The organism is Pseudomonas sp. BIGb0164 (genome assembly GCF_024810135.1).
GTDB lineage: Bacteria > Pseudomonadota > Gammaproteobacteria > Pseudomonadales > Pseudomonadaceae > Aquipseudomonas.
In genome coordinates this window covers 230100-247304 of the sequence record NZ_JANUEA010000009.1, presented here as the reverse complement: position 1 = coordinate 247304, position 17205 = coordinate 230100, and the positions used below count along the sequence as shown (strand labels likewise).

Annotated in this window: 15 protein-coding genes; 9 read left to right on the top strand and 6 right to left on the bottom strand. The window is 61.6% G+C overall.

What is annotated here, in order from left to right:
- Positions 1–120: 120 nt before the first annotated feature.
- From M2394_RS23430 to M2394_RS23405, 6 genes are all read left to right on the top strand, one after another.
- Complete coding sequence (locus M2394_RS23430; RefSeq protein WP_178923663.1) at positions 121–828, top strand: LuxR family transcriptional regulator; 708 nt, start codon at positions 121–123, stop codon at positions 826–828.
- 270 nt (positions 829–1098) lie between these two features.
- A complete protein-coding gene (locus M2394_RS23425) occupies positions 1099–2169 on the top strand; it encodes a fatty acid desaturase family protein (RefSeq protein WP_178923665.1) in 1071 nt (356 codons plus the stop codon).
- Positions 2170–2173: 4 nt separating this feature from the next.
- Positions 2174–3145, top strand: coding sequence for a proline dehydrogenase family protein (locus M2394_RS23420; RefSeq protein WP_259174736.1), 972 nt, complete (start codon positions 2174–2176; stop codon positions 3143–3145).
- A 13-nt stretch (positions 3146–3158) separates the two neighbouring features.
- Positions 3159–4409: an ATP-grasp domain-containing protein gene (locus tag M2394_RS23415; RefSeq protein WP_178923667.1), complete on the top strand. Its 1251-nt coding sequence runs from the start codon at positions 3159–3161 to the stop codon at positions 4407–4409.
- Positions 4409–5614 carry an MFS transporter gene (locus tag M2394_RS23410; protein ID WP_259174734.1) on the top strand — a complete coding sequence of 402 codons (1206 nt, stop codon included), beginning with the start codon at positions 4409–4411 and terminating at the stop codon, positions 5612–5614. The genes M2394_RS23415 and M2394_RS23410 overlap by 1 nt, the downstream gene beginning before the upstream one ends.
- Before the next feature lies 1 nt (position 5615).
- Positions 5616–6734 (top strand): aminotransferase class V-fold PLP-dependent enzyme, encoded by a 1119-nt coding sequence (locus M2394_RS23405; protein WP_178923669.1) that lies wholly within the window; start codon positions 5616–5618, stop codon positions 6732–6734.
- Between the two features lie 10 nt (positions 6735–6744).
- On the opposite strand, the gene M2394_RS23400 is transcribed toward M2394_RS23405, so the two are convergent.
- Together M2394_RS23400 and M2394_RS23395 are read right to left on the bottom strand one after the other, a co-directional pair.
- Entirely contained in the window at positions 6745–7452 is a 708-nt protein-coding gene (locus M2394_RS23400) for a hypothetical protein (RefSeq protein ID WP_259174733.1), read from the bottom strand.
- A gap of 70 nt (positions 7453–7522) precedes the next feature.
- Positions 7523–8026, bottom strand: coding sequence for a DUF6622 family protein (locus M2394_RS23395; RefSeq protein ID WP_259174732.1), 504 nt, complete (start codon positions 8024–8026; stop codon positions 7523–7525).
- 201 nt (positions 8027–8227) lie between these two features.
- On the opposite strand from M2394_RS23395, the gene M2394_RS23390 reads away from it, so the two are divergent.
- Positions 8228–10252 carry a c-type cytochrome gene (locus tag M2394_RS23390; protein WP_259174731.1) on the top strand — a complete coding sequence of 675 codons (2025 nt, stop codon included), beginning with the start codon at positions 8228–8230 and terminating at the stop codon, positions 10250–10252.
- On the opposite strand, the gene M2394_RS23385 is transcribed toward M2394_RS23390, so the two are convergent.
- Positions 10249–11499: an aspartate aminotransferase family protein gene (locus M2394_RS23385; protein WP_259174729.1), complete on the bottom strand. Its 1251-nt coding sequence runs from the start codon at positions 11497–11499 to the stop codon at positions 10249–10251. The genes M2394_RS23390 and M2394_RS23385 overlap by 4 nt on opposite strands.
- 89 nt (positions 11500–11588) lie before the next feature.
- A complete protein-coding gene (locus M2394_RS23380; protein ID WP_259174728.1) occupies positions 11589–12482 on the bottom strand; it encodes a LysR substrate-binding domain-containing protein in 894 nt (297 codons plus the stop codon).
- A gap of 144 nt (positions 12483–12626) precedes the next feature.
- Between M2394_RS23380 and M2394_RS23375 the strand changes: the two genes are divergently transcribed.
- Positions 12627–13655, top strand: a complete 1029-nt coding sequence (locus M2394_RS23375) for an amino acid ABC transporter substrate-binding protein (protein WP_259174727.1) — start codon at positions 12627–12629, stop codon at positions 13653–13655.
- On the opposite strand, the gene M2394_RS23370 is transcribed toward M2394_RS23375, so the two are convergent.
- Entirely contained in the window at positions 13656–14669 is a 1014-nt protein-coding gene (locus M2394_RS23370) for a sensor domain-containing diguanylate cyclase (RefSeq protein ID WP_259174726.1), read from the bottom strand.
- A 138-nt stretch (positions 14670–14807) separates the two neighbouring features.
- Positions 14808–16379, bottom strand: a complete 1572-nt coding sequence (locus tag M2394_RS23365; RefSeq protein ID WP_259174725.1) for an alkaline phosphatase D family protein — start codon at positions 16377–16379, stop codon at positions 14808–14810.
- 33 nt (positions 16380–16412) lie between these two features.
- On the opposite strand from M2394_RS23365, the gene M2394_RS23360 reads away from it, so the two are divergent.
- Positions 16413–16625 carry a hypothetical protein gene (locus tag M2394_RS23360; protein WP_256732985.1) on the top strand — a complete coding sequence of 71 codons (213 nt, stop codon included), beginning with the start codon at positions 16413–16415 and terminating at the stop codon, positions 16623–16625.
- The last annotated feature ends 580 nt before the right edge of the window (positions 16626–17205 follow it).

Genomic DNA, 17205 nt, shown 5'->3' with positions numbered 1-17205 from the left:
TCTTGTTATGTAGGGATATTTCCTACTGGGTGAGTCGACTCTGAATCGGGAGCTTTGGGATTGAAGCGCCCTGGCCAGAACGCTAGGCTCACCCGTAGTCACTCATCAGGGACGAGATTCATGCGAAGCAATGGTCAACCCAATAACAGCACGCCCATGCAGCCTGCCGACGTGCGCCAACTGCTCGATGCCGAGCTGACCCGACGGGGGCTTGGGCACTTCGAGGTCTATCAATGCGGGCCGACGCTGGATGAGGCGGAGATCATCTCCAACTACCCCGACGCCCTGGAGCGAGCGGACTCCGCCGACGACTTCTATCAGCGTGGCCAGTTGCTCTCCTTGTCCAAGGGCCGGGTAAAACCTTTTTTCTGGAGCGATGAAAACCTGCTGGCCCCGGCTGAAGAGGCCGTCCCGGTTCCCGGGCCCTGCGCGCCGGTGGGGGAGGGGGCGAGTTTTATCGTGCACGGCAACCGTGGGTTTTACTCGATCCTCAACCTGTGCAGCTTCGGCGAGGGCCAGCATTTTCGCGACACCGTGCTGGCCAACAAGAGCGAGCTGCAGATGTTGCTGGTCTCGGTGTACGACGAGGCATTGGAGAGCTGTGCGCCCGCACAGACCCAGCAGACCGTCCTCACCCCCCGTGAAACCGAAGTGCTGTCCTGGACCAGCCTGGGCAAGACCTACAACGAAATTGCCCTGCTGACGTCAATGAGCCCGCGCACGGTCAAGTTCCACATGAAAAACGTCTTCGACAAACTGGACGTCACCAACGGCAAATCAGCCATTCGCAAGGCCCTGCAACTGGGCTATATCCGCGAACAAGCCTGACCCACACCTGTTAATCCCACGCCCGCCTGCGATTTTTCGCAGGCGGGCGTTCGCGTGCGCGTGGCATTGGGGCCTACCTGTCTAAAAGGGCAGCTTGTTAGCGATAGGGCGGTGCTTTAGTTTTTTTCGCAGCCGATGAGTCTAGCTCAGGCAAAAAAAACGTTAGCTGTAATACCTAAAAAAATGCCCGAGCCGGTAATGAGCCAGGAAGTCCAGTGCCACTCGCGCAGGTTGGGTGTTACAGCGTGCCGCTTAATTAATGGAGTGATTATGCTGGTCAATCAGAACAAAGAAGCTGCTGGCGAATACGCCGCGGGTATCTCCCGCGAGACCTTCGGGATGCTCAAGCACTTATGCAAAAAAGATAACTATCACTGGGCCGTCGCGCTGGGCAAGGACTACGCCATCATCGCGTTTGCCATCTACCTGTCTTTGGGGATCAGCTACTGGTTCTACCCGGTTTCGCTGTTTCTGATTGGCACCACCCAACGCGCTCTGGCCAACGTGCTGCATGAGTCGGCGCACAAGATGTTGGCCAAAAATCGCTTTATCAACTGGTTTTCCGGCACGTTCCTCTCCGGTTATTTGATTTTCCACCTGCACCAGTCCTACAGCATCTCGCACATCAAGAACCACCACGTGCACCTGGGCCACCCGGAAAAAGACCCGGACTACAACTTCCACCTCAAATGCGGGCTGTATGACGTCAAGCAGAGCGAGCGTGAGTTCTTCCTGAAAAACGTGCTGCTGGCCCTGTCCGGCTACCGCACCCTGCAGTACATCCGCTACATCATCAAAGACCGCGTCAAGGCCCAGGGTTCGGACAAGAAGATCCGCAACGAACGCCTCATGCTGTGGACCTACTGGGCAGCGATCTTCGCCGTGGCCGCCAGCTTCGGCGTGGTCACCGAGCTGCTGCTGTTCTGGCTCGTACCGCTGTTCACCACCGCCGTGGCCGTGGGCTGGATCATCGAGCTGGCCGAGCACTACCCGCTGCCCGCCGCTGAAACCGAGAAGCTGCTGCTGACCCGCAACCGCAAGGGCAATGCACTGGAGAACTTCTTTTTCGGCCGCCACGACGACAACTACCACCTGGTGCACCACCTGCACCCGGCCATTCCCCACTGGAACATGCGCAAGGCCCACGAGCTGCTGATGTCGCACCCCGAGTACGCCCGTTGGGACAACCTGTGGGCCGGGATTTTTACCCGCGACCGCCACAGCCCGCACAAGGAAACCATGCTCAGCTACGCGGCCAAGTTCCGCGCCCACAAGATTGCCAATCATGCCGACGACTCAAGCTTCGCCCGTCGCATGCTCAACCAGGCCTACGGGGTTTGACACCATGAACGACACAGACAACAGCCTGCTGGCGACCCTGGCCCTGAAAAAACTGGCGGCCAACAAGACCTACCGCGACCTGTTCCTGGCCAGCGACACCCTGCGTGATTTCCTGCGCCCGGCCGCCTTGCGCTACATCATTTCCGAAGACCGCCTGGAGATGCTCGACAAGCTCGCGGCCCTGCAAGGCAAGGGCTATCGCACCGGCGTCGAGTACGTCGGCGAAGAGGCCACCACCCTGGCCGAGGTGACCACCGCCACCGATGAATACCTCAAGCTGATCGACCTGATGGCGCTGCACCCGACACTCAGCGAACCGCCGCAACTGGGCTTCGACCTGTCCAACGTCGGCACCATCATTTCCCGGGAACTGGCAATCGAGAACTGCTCGAAGATCCTCACCCATGCGGCCGACAAGGACGTCGGCGTGATCCTCAGCATGGAGCGGTCCCAGTGGACCGACTCGATCCTCGACATCTTCATGCACCTGAGTGGGCGGTTCCCCAACCTGGGCATCACCCTGCAGGCGCAATTGAACCGCACGCCCGATGACCTGGGCGAGATCCTCGGCACCGGCTGCAAGGTGCGCCTGGTCAAAGGCGTCTACGCCGAGCCGGCCGCCATTGCCTTGCCCCGTGGTGCGCAATTGAACGAGCGTTACCTGGGCCTGCTCGACCGCATCAACGGCGCCAGCAGCAACTACGCGTTCGCCACCCAGGACCCGCTACTGGTCGAGCAGATCCTCGCCAGCGGCGTCGCCAGCCGTGGCGAGCTGGAGATGCTCCACGGCGTGCGTCCTGAGTTGATCAAGGCCGTCAAGGACGCTGGCCAGGTCAAGACCCGCGTGTCGGCGGTGTACGGCACCAATTGGTATTTGCACCTGCTGCACCGCGTCGCTGAATTCCCCCAGAACATTTTCCTCGCGCTGGACGACGTGGCGTCGCCGCGCCCTTCCGAAACCGCCACTCATTACTGAAAAGGACATCCTCATGAAACAGTACGTCGCCTTGGTTGATGTCTACTCCAGCGGTAACTTCCTGCCCAAATTCTTTCGGGACGCCGGCCTGGGCCTGATCCACGTGCAGAGCACCCCGGAACTGATGCCGAGCATGCTCGGGCCGAACCTGGATGAGTTCGAGCACAACCTGATCTTCAACGGCAGCGCCGAAGCCGTGGTGCGCCGCCTGCGTGAGTTCGACGTGGTGGCGGTGATCGCCGGCCAGGAGCCTGGCGTGCCGTTTGCCGACTACCTGAGCGAGCAACTGCAATTGCCAACCTCCAACGGCAGCGCCGGCTCCCGGGCGCGTCGCGACAAGTTTGAAATGATCGGCAAGGTGGCCGCTGCCGGCCTGCTGACCGCGCGGCAGATCAAGTCCGCCGACCCTGCCGAGTTGCTGGCGTGGGTCGAGGCCGGCCAGGTGTTCCCGTGCGTGGTCAAGCCACTCAGCTCGGCGTCTACCGACGGGGTTTCGATCTGCCACAACGTCGAGGACGTGAAGCGCGCGTGCCAGGAAGTGGTGTCCAACCTGGACATCTTCGGCCTGGCCAACACCGAGATCCTCTGCCAGTCCTACCTCAAGGGGCCGGAGTTCATCGTCGATACGGTGAGCCGTGACGGGCAGGTGTATGTCTGCGGAATCTGGCGTTATGTGAAGCGCGAAGTCAGCGGCGGCAAGAACATCTATGACCGTGACGTGCTGATCGCCCCTGACAGCCCGGAAGCCAACGTGCTGGTGGACTACATCGTCAAGGTGCTCAAGGCCCTGGGAATCAACAACGGCCCGGCGCACTCGGAGGTGATCCTGACCGAGGCCGGCCCTGCGCTGGTGGAAGTCGGTGCGCGGCTGAACGGCAACATGGAACCCAATTTCCACGACATCAGCCTGGGCGGCAACCAGGCGCAGTTGACCTACCTGGCCTACTGCGACGGCGAGGCGTTCAAGGCCGGTTACGCCGGCAAGCGCTACCACAAGCTCAAGGAAGCCTGCGTGATCAACACCGACACCACGCTGCAAGGCGAAGTGACCGGCTTCAACGAAGCGGCCATTCACCTGATCGAAGCGCTGCCCTCGGTGCACAAACTGAGCGTGAAGTACAAGGCCGGCAAGCTGATGAAGAAGACCGTCGACCTGCTCAGCAGCCCGTTGCGTGTGTTCCTGTTGTCGGAGAACCAGCGGGATATCGACCAGGATTACGAGCAGATCCGCCAGTACAAAGACAACGTCTACGTGATCCGCTGATGGGCACTTATCGCGCGTTACGCGGGCTCAACGCCCGGCTGCAATCGCTGTTCATGATCACCTTGGTGTTCCGCATGGGCACCATGGCGTTCCCGTTCTACGCGGCGTACCTGATTCATCAGCACGCCGTGTCGGCGGGCACGGCCGGCCTGTTGGTCGGCGTGTATGGCGCGGGAGCGCTGTTCGTGGACTTGATCATCGGTGCGGTGATCAAGCGCCTGGGGGCTAACCGGGTGATCCTCGGCTCGTTGCTGCTCAACGCGTTGCTGCTGTTGATCATCCCGTCGGTGGACAACACCGCCGCGCTGTTCGTGCTGTCGTTCCTCTGGGGCGCCTGCTACGAAGCCTTCACGCCGGCGACGTTCTCCGAGACGGTGACCCACAGCAGCAGCGAGACGCGCAAGGTGGCGTTTTCCTGCAACCGCCTGGCGATCAACATCGGCATGGCGATCGGGCCGCTGTTGGGCAGCCTGATTTTCCTGAGCAACGCCGACGCAGTGTTTTACATCAACGCAGCGTTGTCCCTGGTGTCGTTTGCCGCCTGCCTGCGATTCGGCCGTGCGGTCACGGTTGGCGCGGCACAGGCAGCGCCACTGGCGAGCAAGGGCAATGGCTTGCCGGAGACGGCACCGCATGAGCGCTCGCGCTTGCTGGTGATCTTGCTGGCAGCGCTGCCGGTGCATGTGGCCTACGCCTTGCCGCCGACTTTCCTGTCGGCCTACATCATCACTTACACCGAACTGCCGGCGTATTACGTCGGCATCATTTTCTTCATCAACGCCTTGCTGGTGATTCTGTTCGAAGTGCCGATCAACCAACGCATGGCGCACCTGTCGAGCAGCCGTTCACTGGTGGCGGGGTTCCTGTTGGCCGGGGTCGGTTTTTTCCTGATGGGCTTCAGCCATGTCGGCGCGATGCTGCTGGTGGCCACCGTGCTGTGGAGCCTGGGCGAGATGATCGTGTTCCCCGGCATCACCCATTACGTGAGCAGCATCTCCAGCCGGCACACCGTGGACCGCAACCTGGGTTACTACTCGGCGGGGGTCAACATCGGGGTCATGATCACGCCGTCGCTGGCGTTCATGTTGGTGGCGCAGCCGTCCCTGCCATCACCGTGGTTGCTGGCCGGCACCGTGTTGCTGCTGTTCGCGGTGGCGGTGGGCGTGATGAAAAGCTCAACCCTCTTGTGGAACAAGGAAGCGTGAAATGAGCATCGTGCACTTGAACACCGCTGGCGCGGGCCTGATGTCCACGGCCACGTTGAATGCGATCCAGCGCTTTACCTCGATCGAAGCGCGCATTGGCAGTTATGAGACGGAACTGGCCTACGAGGAGTTGCTCAACGTCGACCTGTACCGGGTCGCCGCCGGGCTGTTGAATGCGCAGCCGACCGACATCGGTTTTTTCAGCAGTGCCACCGAGGCCTGGACCAGCATCCTTGGCAAGCTCGACTTCCCCCGGGGCAAGCGGGTGTGGGTGTCGACCTCGGAGTACGCGGCCAACCTGATCTTTTTCAACTACCTCAAGCTGTCTCGCGACATCCGTGTCGAGGTGATCCCAACCACCGCGACCACCCCGCTGGACCTGGATTGGGTGCAGCGCAACCTGGACGACGAGGTGTTCCTGGTCAGTGTGTCGCACCTGCCGTCGTGCTGCGGCGTGATCAACCCGGTGGAAGCGCTGGGCGCGTTGCTCAAGGACTCGAGCGCGTTGTACGTGGTCGACGCGTGCCAATCCCTGGGCCAGTTGCCGCTGGACGTACGTGACATTCACTGTGATGTGTTGACGGGCGCGGGGCGCAAGTTTCTCTGCGGGCCGCGTGGCAGCGGGATTGCCTATGTGTCGCCGCGTTTGCTTGGCCAGTTGGAACTGAACTTTGCCGACCTGCATGCGGCCAGCACCGACGGCGAGGTCAACCGTATCGAGGTGTCCAGTGCGCGGGTGCTGGAGATTGCCGAGAAGAGTTTTTCAGCCCTGGTGGGCTTGCACACGGCGATGGGCGAATACGCGGAGGTGGGCGCGGCGGTGAACACCGAACCTTATGCGTTGCTGGTGCAGGAGCTGCGGCGCTTGCCGCAGGTGCAACTGCTGTGTGAGCAGTTCGAGCAAACCGGGATTGTGTCGTTCGTGCCGCGCAACAGCTCGGCCAAGGTGTTTGTCAGCCTGGCCCGCGAATTGGGCCTCAACCTGTGGGCGGGCACTGCCGCCCACACGCCGCTGCTGCTCAAGGACTTGGGCGCCACGCATTTCGTGCGCGCCTCAGTCGGCCGGCAGGTCACCCTGGCCCAGGTGGAGCAGGCCCTGGTGACACTGCGCAGCTTGTAGTGTCAGGCAGTCACTGCGCGGCGATGGTGTAGCCGTCGAACGCGCTCTGCTGCTGCAGCGCGGTCACGATGCTTTTGCGGGTGACCGGCTGCTCGACGCCGCTGTTGTCGAAGAAGGTTTCGCTTTCCAGTTCGGCCTCGCTGCCTTCGCCCACGAAGGCAAAGCCGAGGAACTCCAACGCTTCACGGTCGACGTTGAGCTTGGAGCGCGGTGTGCGCAACGGCAGGGTGACACTGATGCCGTCCTTGCTGATCACGAACACTTCGGCTTCTTTCTTGGCCCGTGCGGCCTTGCTCTTGCCGGCGCTCGGGTTGCTGATGGCCTGGTGGCTCTGGTTCAGCACCTTGAGGGCCAGGCCGTAGACCAGCTCCTGGAACGCGGGGTCGTCCTTGAAGCTGGACAGGATGCGACTGATGGAGAATTGGCTGCTGAGGTTTTCCAGGGCGGCGTTGTCGGCAGCCTCGGCGTCTTTCAGTTGCTTGAGCTGGCCCATCAGGTCATAGGCCTTGTCGTCATCGAAGGCATCGTGGGCCTGGCGGATAGCGACGCGCAGTTCGCGGATCTGGTCGCTTTCCTTGGAGGTGTGGAAGGCGTCCAGCACCATTTCACTGATGATCTTGGCCGCTGGCACATGCTGTGAAAGATTGATGGCGTTTTCGTATTCAGCTTTGGATTGCAAGGCGACTACGGATTCTTCTTCGGTGTAGGAATCGGACATTGAAATTTCACTACTTCAGTAAACGGAGACAAAAAAGCGTCGGGCATTTTCAGGGGGGAGGGGGATCAGGTCAAGGCAGCACGCTGCCCACCTTGCCGCGCAACGCGGCCAGCGCCCGGTGCAACCGCACGGCCCGCCCGCAGAACAGACCAACGGTAAACCCCGAGACCGCGCCGACCGCCACCCGCATCTCTGGCGTGCTCAACAGCAACGGGTGCACCGCCTGCTGGTAGCCGAAGTAGTACTTCACCGCAAAGAACAGCTGTGAGATCAACAGGGTTTTCCAGGTGCCCGCCAGCACCAGGCTTTCGCCATTGGCATCGAGGTGCGCACCGTTGGCATTGAACAACCGCATGCCCAGCAGGCTGCCCACGATGGCGCCACCCACCCAGGCGCTGCTCGACAGCAGCGAAGGCGGCAACGCCATCAACGACCACACCACCAGCACCACCGGCAGGATCATCAACGAGCGACGACTCTCACGGCCACCCAGGCAGGCCTTGATGCCGTAGTAGCAAATCCACAGGTAAACGGCGTACACCCACAGGGGCGTGCCTTGGAGGATATCGAGCATGGGCTGCGTCCGTGCGGTAGGGGTGAGCGGTGGATAGTCGTCGAGCGTTCAGGGGTTTGTCTATCGAATTGAGCCTGACCCACATCAAAACGCCATGTCGACAAAACCGTTACAACACAGAGGCCTGATGAACCCATAAAAATGACCACCGACCTGCGCCGAGGGGCCCACCCCACGCCGGGTTATTAAAGGACTAATGCGATGGCGCTTTCCCTCTCCCGCCTGGCCTTGCTGGGGGCGACGCTGTGTCTGGCGCTACCCTTGCACGCCAACGTACCCGATACCCCTCTCATCGAACACGGCCGATACGTTGCGCAACTGGGCGACTGTATCGCCTGCCACACTGCCCAGCAGGGCAAAGTGATGGCCGGTGGGCTGGCGTTGAGCACGCCCATGGGCACGATCTACTCCAGCAATATCACCCCGGACCGTGAGACGGGTATCGGTGCCTACACCTTCGAACAGTTCGACCGGGTGATGCGTGAAGGTGTTACCCCGGCCGGTATGAACCTGTACCCGGCGATGCCGTATCCTTCCTACGCGAAGATGAGCGAAGCGGACATGCGTGCCTTGTACGCCTACCTGATGCAGGGTGTGGAGCCCGTGCAACAGGCCAACCTCGACGCCGACATGGGCTTCCCCTTCAACCAGCGCTGGGGCCTGGCGCTGTGGAATTTTGCCTTTCTCGACAAGCAACCCTTCACCCCCGACCCAGCCCGTAACGAGGTGCTCAACCGTGGCGCCTACCTGGTCCAGGGGCTCGGTCACTGCGGTTCTTGCCACACTCCACGCGGCATCGCCTTCCAGGAAAAGGCCATGAGCGATGACGGCCGCAGCGGCCGGCATTACCTGGCAGGTGAAACCGTCGAGCACTGGCGCGCCTTGAGCCTGCGCAACCTGTGGACCGTGGAAGACACCGTGCAACTGCTCAAGACCGGGCAGAACCGCTTTGCCACGGTGGCCGGCAACATGGCGGATGTGATTCACCACAGCACCCAACACTTCAGTGACGACGACCTCACCGCTGTCGCCAGTTACCTCAAATCCCTGCCACCGGGCAAAGACGACCTGCCGATGCCCGCCGTCGCCCGCGCCCCGGCCGCGCCGCCTGCCGATTTGTTCACCAGCCGGGGCGGGCTGGGGTACATGCAGTTCTGCAGCGACTGTCACCGTGCCGATGGCGCCGGGGTGAAGGGCCTGTTCCCACCCTTGGCTGGCAACCCGAGCATTGCGTCCAGCAACCCGACATCGCTGCTGCACATCACCCTCACCGGTTGGGAAACCGCGCAAACGGCGGCCCATCCACGGGTCTACACCATGCCCGGTTTCGCGCGCCTGGCGGACTCGGAAATTGCCGAGATCCTGAGCTTCGTGCGCACCCGTTGGGGCAATGAGGGCACCCAGATCAGCGCCGCCCACGTGAAGACACTGCGTGCCCAACTCAACCCGGCCACCACCGATTCATCGGCGTTTGAAACCCCGCGCCTGGCCGACCTGCTCGCCGCCCCCAACGCCGGCCAGGTGGTGCGTGGCATGCGCCTGCACCTGCAAACCAAGGCGCTGCTGCCGGATAACGTCGGCAACTCACTCAATTGCACCAGCTGCCATCTCAACGCCGGCACCGTGGCGGACGGTTCGCCCTTTGTCGGCGTGTCGGCGTTTTTTCCCAGCTATGCGCCGCGTGCGGGCAAGGTGGTCAGCCTCGAAGAGCGCATCAACGGCTGCTTCCGCCGGTCGATGAACGGCACGCCGTTGGCGCCGCAATCGGCGGACATGCAGGCCATGGTCGCGTATTTCGACTGGATGAAAAACAACACACGCCCCGAAGACAAAGTAGCCGGGCGCGGCGTGGGCAAGATCGACCCGGCGATCAAACCGGATCTGGCCAATGGCAAGGCGGTCTACGCCCAGCAATGTGCGGTGTGCCATGGCGATAACGGCCAGGGCTTGGCGCGTGCCGACGGGGAGCTGGTGTACCCGCCGCTGTGGGGCGAGCAATCGTTTAACATCGGCGCCGGCATGGCCCGCCCTTACACGGCAGCGGCGTTCGTCAAACGCAACATGCCGATCGGCTTTCACGAAAAATTCCCGCTGGGCCAGGGCGGTTTGACAGACCAGGAGGCGGTGGACGTGGCGGCGTATTTCTCGGGGCAACCGCGCCCGGACTTCCCGGACAAGGTCAAGGATTGGCCGAACGGCGGCAAACCCGCCGATGCGCGCTACTAGTCCAACTGCTTGAGGCAGGCCTGGAGAATATCCAGGCCTTCTTCGAGTACTGCAGGCTCGATGGTCAGTGGCGCCAGCAGGCGGATGATGTGCCGCGATTTGCCACTGGGCATCAGCAGCAAACCGGCGTCCCGCGCCAGGCTCAATAGTTGAGCCAGCTGTTTCGGCGCGGGCGAACCGTCGGCGTTGACCAGCTCGATACCTCGCATCGCTCCGACCCCGGTCAAGCGGCCGAGGTAGGGCGTAAGGCCTTGTGCGCGCCAGGTGTCATAACGGCCGGCGATGGCCTCTTGCTGGTGTGAGCCCCAGGCTTGCAGGTGTTCATCGGTCATTGCATCGAGGGTGGCCAGCGCTGCAGCACAGGCGATGGGGTTGCCGGAATAGGTGCCGCCCAGGCCACCTTTGGGCAGGTTGTCCATCAGCGCTTTGCGCCCCACGACGGCACCGAGCGGTACGCCACCGGCAATGCTTTTACCCAGCAGGAGCAGGTCCGGTTCGATGCCCAGGCGCGAGAACGCAAAACGCTGGCCGGTACGCCCGAACCCCGACTGGATTTCATCGGCGATCAGCAGGATGTTGTTCTCGTCGCAGAAACGCCGCAGCGCCTGGGCGAACTCGACATCCAGGGCGAGGAAACCACCTTCGCCCTGGACGGGTTCGATGATGAAACAGGCGACGTCGTCCACGTCGATTTCCACGCTGAACAGGCGGTCCATGGCCTTCAGGGCCTCGGTGCAGCTCACGCCGTTATCGGCGCTGGGATAGGGCAGGTGGTACACCGGGCCGGGCAGCACGCCGACCTTTTGCTTGTAGGGCGCCACCTTGCCATTGAGGTTGAGGGTGGCCAGGGTGCGCCCGTGGAACGCACCATCGAATGCGATCACCGCCGTGCGGCCAGTGGCGCCGCGTACGATCTTCAAGGCGTTTTCTGCGGCTTCTGCGCCACTGTTGGTGAGCATGCCGCTGACCGGGTAGCCCACCGGGATGAACGCGGTCAGACGTTCCATCAGCTCAATGTAGGGCGCATGCGGGGCGGCGTTGAACGCGTAGTGCGTGAGCTGGGTGGCCTGTTCACGAATCGCCTCCACCACGCCGGGGTGACAGTGGCCAAGGTTGAGCACGCCGATGCCGCCAACAAAGTCGATGTAGCGCTTGCCCGTGGTGTCCCATACTTCGGCGTTCTTGCCGTGGCTGAGGCTGATGGGGTGGACGACGGAAATCGATTGGCTGATGGTTTCGCGGCTCATGAATCTTGGACTCGGCAATGGCGGGCGTCTTTTTATCTAAGCCGTGCGCCCGGCCTTGCCGCAAACGAAATAAAGTCGCCGGGTCATTATTAAAAGTCGGGATGTGCCTTGATGTAGCTCACCATCCATTTCAGGAAGGCCTTCACTTTCGGTACTTCGCCGGCGTGTTCGGCGTGGGCGATAAAGTGCGCGCCGGCGCTGGGCATCGTGTAATTCCAGGGGATCATCAGGCTGCCGTTGTCCAGCTCTTCGGCCACCAGGTATTGGGGCACCAGCGCCACCCCGTAGCCCGATTGCGCGGCGCGGATGCACATGTAGAACGTGTCGAAGCGCGGCCCGTGGTAGCTGTTCTGCGAATGCAGGCCCTGTTCCAGGAACCACTCGTGCCAGGCTTCCGGGCGCGAGGTGCATTGCAGCAGGGTGTGGCGTGATGAGGCATCGCTGCCGTCGGCGACGAAGCCCGGTGCGCAGACCGGCACCACGGCTTCACGAAACAGCTCGATGCATGTTGCCCCGGGCCACGAACCCTGGCCGAAGAAAAACGCGATATCGGCCTTGGCCTGCAGCACGTCGAAGGGCTCCAGTTCGTTGCGCACATCGAGGTGGATATTCGGGTGCTTGGCCGCGAAATCCTTGAGCTTGGGCACCAGCCAGCGGTCGCCGAAGGTCGGCTGGGTGGCGATGCGCAGCACTTCGGTCTCGCCACCGTAGGTGAGGATGTAACGGCTGGAGATGTCCACCTGGGTCAGGATCTTGTGCACCTCGGCCAGGTACAGCGAGCCCGCCGGTGACAGGTACAAGCGCTGGCGCACCCGTTCGAACAGGTTGTGGCAGAGCATCTCTTCCAACTGCGCGACTTGTTTGCTCACTGCGCTCTGGGTCAGGTGCAGCTCTTCGGCGGCGCGGGTGAAGCTCAGGTGGCGGGCGGCGGCTTCGAAGCATTGCAGGGCGGTCATCGAAGGGGTCAAACGTTTTGAAATCATGCAGTTCATTCCAAATCGGAAGGAGCCTTTGCCTAAAGGTCGTTTGTGGCAGCGCCGTAAAGCCGTGGATACTGCCCGGCAGCACTATAAACCGGCGCGGGCTGTGAGGCGCCGAATAATAAGGAATGACAGGGAGTGCCTTGCATGAATCCATTCAAAACCACCTTGGCCGCACTGGGCGCCACCGCCGTATTGGGCTTGGCCGGTACCGCGCAGGCGGGGGCCACGCTGGATGCGATCCAGAAGAAGGGCTTTATCCAGTGCGGTGTCAGCGATGGCCTGCCAGGCTTTGGTGTGCCGGACAGCAAGGGCAAGATGACCGGCATCGACGTGGATGTGTGCCACGCCGTTGCGGCGGCAGTGTTTGGTGACGCTTCGAAAGTGAAGTTCAGCCAACTGACCGCCAAGGAGCGCTTCACCGCGCTGCAATCGGGTGAGGTGGATGTGATCTCGCGCAACACCACCTGGACCAGCTCCCGCGACTCAGGGATGGGCCTGGTATTTACCGGCGTGACCTACTACGACGGCATCGGCTTCCTGGTGAACAACAAGCTGGGCGTGACCGGTGCCAAGCAACTGGACGGCGCGACCCTCTGTATCCAGGCCGGCACCACCACCGAACTCAACGTGTCGGATTACTTTCGCACCAACGGCATGAAGTACACGCCGATCACCTTCGACACCGCCGATGAAAGCGCCAAGGGCCTGGAGTCCGGGCGCTGCGACGTGCTGACCACCGACCAGTCGGGCCTGTATGCCCAGCGCATCAAGATGGCCCACCCGGATGAGTTCGTGGTGCTGCCGGAAGTGATTTCCAAGGAGCCGCTGGGGCCGTTGGTGCGCAAGGGCGATGATGAGTGGTTCAGCATCGTCAAATGGACCCTGTTCGCCATGCTCAATGCCGAGGAAATGGGCATCACCTCGCAGAACGTCGAGGAGCAGGCCAAGATCACCAAGAACCCGGATGTGGCGCGCTTGCTCGGTGCCGACGGTGAATACGGGCGGGACCTCAAACTGCGCAAGGATTGGGTGGTGCAGATCGTCAAGCAGGTGGGTAACTACGACGAAGTGTTCGAGCGCAACATCGGCCAGGGCAGCGTGCTGAAGATCAAGCGCGGGCTCAACGCCCTGTGGAGCCAAGGCGGTATCCAGTACGCACCGCCCGTGCGCTAGTTATTCCGACGCGGTGTCCTTCCCTGCCGCCTTGGCGCGGTACAACGCCTGATCGGCACGCGCCATCAGTGCGGCAGGGGATTCACCGCTTTGGCGCTCGGCCACGCCCAGGCTCAGGGTCACCTTGAAATCGCCCACGGCGGGCACCTGAATGATCTGTTGGCGAATGCTCTGGGCCACAGCCTTCGCCGCCTCCAGGTTGCTTTTGGGCAAGATCAGCATGAACTCGTCACCGCCCCAGCGGGCGAGCAACTCGCCGGGGCGCACGCGCGCCACCAGGTTTTGCACCACACGCACCAGGGTCTGGTCGCCCACCGCGTGACCATGTTTGTCATTGATCGGCTTGAAATCATCGATGTCCATGGCGATCAGCGTCAACGGCAGGCGGAAGCGCTCGGCACGGTCACATTCTTCGAGCAGTACCTTCTCCAGGCGATAACGGTTGGCCACGCGGGTCAGGGTGTCGAGTTCGGCCAGGGAGCGGTTTTCGTCCAGTTGCACTTGCAGTTGCTGATTGACCCGCGACAGTTCGCGGGTGCGCTCTGCCACCAGGGCTTCAAGGGATTGGTTACGTCGTTCCAACTGCTCGATCGACGACTTGCGCGTATGGATATCGCGATGGGCCCCCACCATGCGGGCCACCGTACCGTCGGGGTTACGCGCGATCACGTAGCCGCGGTCTTCTATCCACAGGTAGGTGCCATCCTTCTTGCGGCAACGGTATTCGGCTCGGTAGTGGGGCGCGCGACGGCTGATGTAGGCATCAAACAGCGTCATGACCTGCGGGTAGTCTTCGGGGTGGATCACGTTTTCCCAGGTGAACACACTGTTCTCCAGGGAGTGGCGGGGATAGCCGAGCATTTCGTACCAGCCGGGGTTGCGGTAGACGAACCCGGTATTGGCGTTCCAGTCCCAGATACCGTCGCTGACCAGCTCCATGACGGCATGCAGCATGTCGGCATTGAGGTCGGAAAAATCATTGCGTAGCGGCTTGCTGTCGGATGTATCGTCCATATATGCGCTTCCTGCGTGGGCTGGCTCCCAAGGCCAGTCGTTGTTTACGCCGATACTCCGTGGCTGGGGCTACTGTACAACGGGGCGGGTGGGGGTTGAATAGGGTGGGGGCGATGCTTTAGTAGGAGTGAAGCGTTATCACTTCGGCGCCACCATTCTCGTCCGAGGCTTGCCATCCGCGTTGTGCTGGTAGATTTCCTCAGGTTGCCCCTGCTCATTGAAAAACACCTGGCCGATCCCTGCGCTGTTCCACAGCCGCTCGCCGGCTTCGGCGTGCTCCGGGGTATGGGGCACTACCTGCAGGGCGCGACGGCGGGTGAAGCCGTTGAGGGGCGAGCGTGGCGAGTAGAGCCACCGGTTGAGGCGGTCGAACCATTCCAGCAGGCGCGGCGGGAATTCGTTCTTGATGCCGCTGCTGGTGATCTGCCAGATCTGGGGGCCGGCATTGCGGTGACGGATCAGCACTTCGTAGACGAACGAGTAGTGCACATCGCCCGAAAGAATCACGTAGTTACCCGGCGTGCGGGAGTGGCGGAAGATGTTGAGGATCGCGTGGGCGGCGCCGCGATGGGCCATCCAGTTTTCCGCGTCCACCAGTAACGGGTGGCCGCACCAGCTGAAGACTTTCTGCACGGTTTCGATCAGCTTGACCCCGAAGATCGGCGCGGGCGAGACGATGATGGCCGAGGGGTGGTCCAGCAGTTCTTGTTGCAGTTCGCTCAAGGCTTCCCAGTCGAGCAGGCCAGAGGGTTGCTTGAGGGCGAACTCACTGCGCCAACGTCGGGTGCGGGTGTCAAGCACCACCAGGGCGGGGGTGGTGGGCAGTACGTAGTGCCAGTGTTGGAACCTCAGCAAGGTCTTGAGCAACTCATCCTGCGCAGAGGCATCCAGGTGGTTGTCCTGCGCTCGCGCAGTCAATGCGCGGGTCTGGTCCACCAGCTCGCCAAACACCTCCGGCTGGTTGCCCCAGCCCTGGCACAGCAGGTAGGCGAGCAGGGCATTGCCGATGATGCGCCGGGAAAAGGGATGGCCGTAGGCGGTTTGTTCCCACTGGGCGCTGAGGTTCCAGTCGTCGGTGATGTCGTGATCGTCAAAGATCATCAGGGTGGACAGGTGAGCGAACACTCGTGCGACACCCGGCAGCCCCTGGCGGAATTGGTCGATCTGCACCTGTTCGCGGGCGTAGCGCTGTTGTTCGGGTGCGCTCAACGTCGGGGCCTGCGTGTCGACCAACGTCCAGGGCGTGGGCGACCAGACCAGCAAATACATCGCGATCACTTCGGCGAAGGTCACCAGATGATTGTCGGCAGTGCTGCTGGTGAAGATCGGCTTTTTCACGCCGCCAAAGAAGCGCTCGCGCAGGGTCTCGTTGCTGTCCAGCGCGGGCAGCAAATCGGCACGATGGTAGTAACTGGCGCGATGCCCGTAGAGGCTGGCGCTGTCGTCCACCACGGCGCCTTCCAGGTATTCATCGAACAGGCCCAGGCGCGCGATCAAGGCATGGATCGCCCGCAGCATCGGCCCGGCAACGTCATCGGCATAGACCTGGTCGCCGCTCATCATCAGCAGGGCGGGACGCTCGGCCGGGGTAGGGGCGTTGGCCAGCAGGCGGTCGACACAGAGCAGGCCTTCGTCGGCGCGGTGATGAGGCTTGCGGCAGGAGCCGTGAACGAGTTGGTGAATGCGGCTGTGTAAGACGAAGTGGGGCATTGAGGCCCCTGCGTAAAGCAAGTGGGGGGCCCATTGGACGATACCCTGATTGTCGATCAGCAAATCGAAGCCTATGTTCACATCGCTGGGCATTTCCTCTGCCAAGGGCACATCGATCAGATGGATAAAGGCGTGACGACCGACGGCAATGACCTGGCTATGAGCGGCCAGGGGAATAGCCAAGGTTGTGTGAGGAAGTTGCAACTTCAGGGTCAGCGTCAGCTGCCGACTGGCCACGAGCCATAACACCAGGCGCTTGGGTTCTACACGGCGTAGTAAGGGGCCGGCGAGTATGGAGGGGAGCGATGATGGCTCTGGCATCAAACGGATAGCTCACGTTAAGAGGTAGGGCGGCAGGGTACAATAATGAATGTAGAAGTTTCGTTAATAGGTCGCGTTTTTTAAATGCAGCGTGCGTGAAGATAGAGAAAGCAGCGCATTGAGCGCTGCTTTCACGGAACTATTTAATGAGCGTTGAATTTACAGTAAGTTGCCTCGGCCAAGACTGTCCAGGCCTCCACCAGTACGCCTGCGAGATTTGTCAGCACTGGATGTGGTGTCAAAGGCCGAAGCCTGGAGGTCTGTCTCGTCAAGGCTGCGCTTTTGGCGAGCGTTGATTGGCGGGTTGTGTTGAGTGCCCAGGCTGACAGGGTATAGAACAGGGTAGGTGCTGATAGAGTTGATCATGGTGATATCTCTTTTTAAAGTTGATAGTGAGTTCTACATGGCATGTTCTTCCCTGTAACAATGCGAGAGGCAAGTTAATTGTTTTTGCTTTGAATGGCGAGGTGGGGAGTGCTACTGGTTGTAATGTATTGCGTGGATA

Coding starts and splice junctions, on each gene's coding strand:
- M2394_RS23425 (WP_178923665.1), top strand. CDS start 1,099: ATGCTGGTCAATCAGAACAAAGAAGCTGCTGGCGAATACGCCGCGGGT.
- M2394_RS23410 (WP_259174734.1), top strand. CDS start 4,409: ATGGGCACTTATCGCGCGTTACGCGGGCTCAACGCCCGGCTGCAATCG.
- M2394_RS23430 (WP_178923663.1), top strand. CDS start 121: ATGCGAAGCAATGGTCAACCCAATAACAGCACGCCCATGCAGCCTGCC.
- M2394_RS23385 (WP_259174729.1), bottom strand. CDS start 11,499: ATGAGCCGCGAAACCATCAGCCAATCGATTTCCGTCGTCCACCCCATC.
- M2394_RS23395 (WP_259174732.1), bottom strand. CDS start 8,026: ATGCTCGATATCCTCCAAGGCACGCCCCTGTGGGTGTACGCCGTTTAC.
- M2394_RS23420 (WP_259174736.1), top strand. CDS start 2,174: ATGAACGACACAGACAACAGCCTGCTGGCGACCCTGGCCCTGAAAAAA.
- M2394_RS23365 (WP_259174725.1), bottom strand. CDS start 16,379: ATGCCCCACTTCGTCTTACACAGCCGCATTCACCAACTCGTTCACGGC.
- M2394_RS23415 (WP_178923667.1), top strand. CDS start 3,159: ATGAAACAGTACGTCGCCTTGGTTGATGTCTACTCCAGCGGTAACTTC.
- M2394_RS23380 (WP_259174728.1), bottom strand. CDS start 12,482: ATGATTTCAAAACGTTTGACCCCTTCGATGACCGCCCTGCAATGCTTC.
- M2394_RS23370 (WP_259174726.1), bottom strand. CDS start 14,669: ATGGACGATACATCCGACAGCAAGCCGCTACGCAATGATTTTTCCGAC.
- M2394_RS23405 (WP_178923669.1), top strand. CDS start 5,616: ATGAGCATCGTGCACTTGAACACCGCTGGCGCGGGCCTGATGTCCACG.
- M2394_RS23400 (WP_259174733.1), bottom strand. CDS start 7,452: ATGTCCGATTCCTACACCGAAGAAGAATCCGTAGTCGCCTTGCAATCC.
- M2394_RS23375 (WP_259174727.1), top strand. CDS start 12,627: ATGAATCCATTCAAAACCACCTTGGCCGCACTGGGCGCCACCGCCGTA.
- M2394_RS23390 (WP_259174731.1), top strand. CDS start 8,228: ATGGCGCTTTCCCTCTCCCGCCTGGCCTTGCTGGGGGCGACGCTGTGT.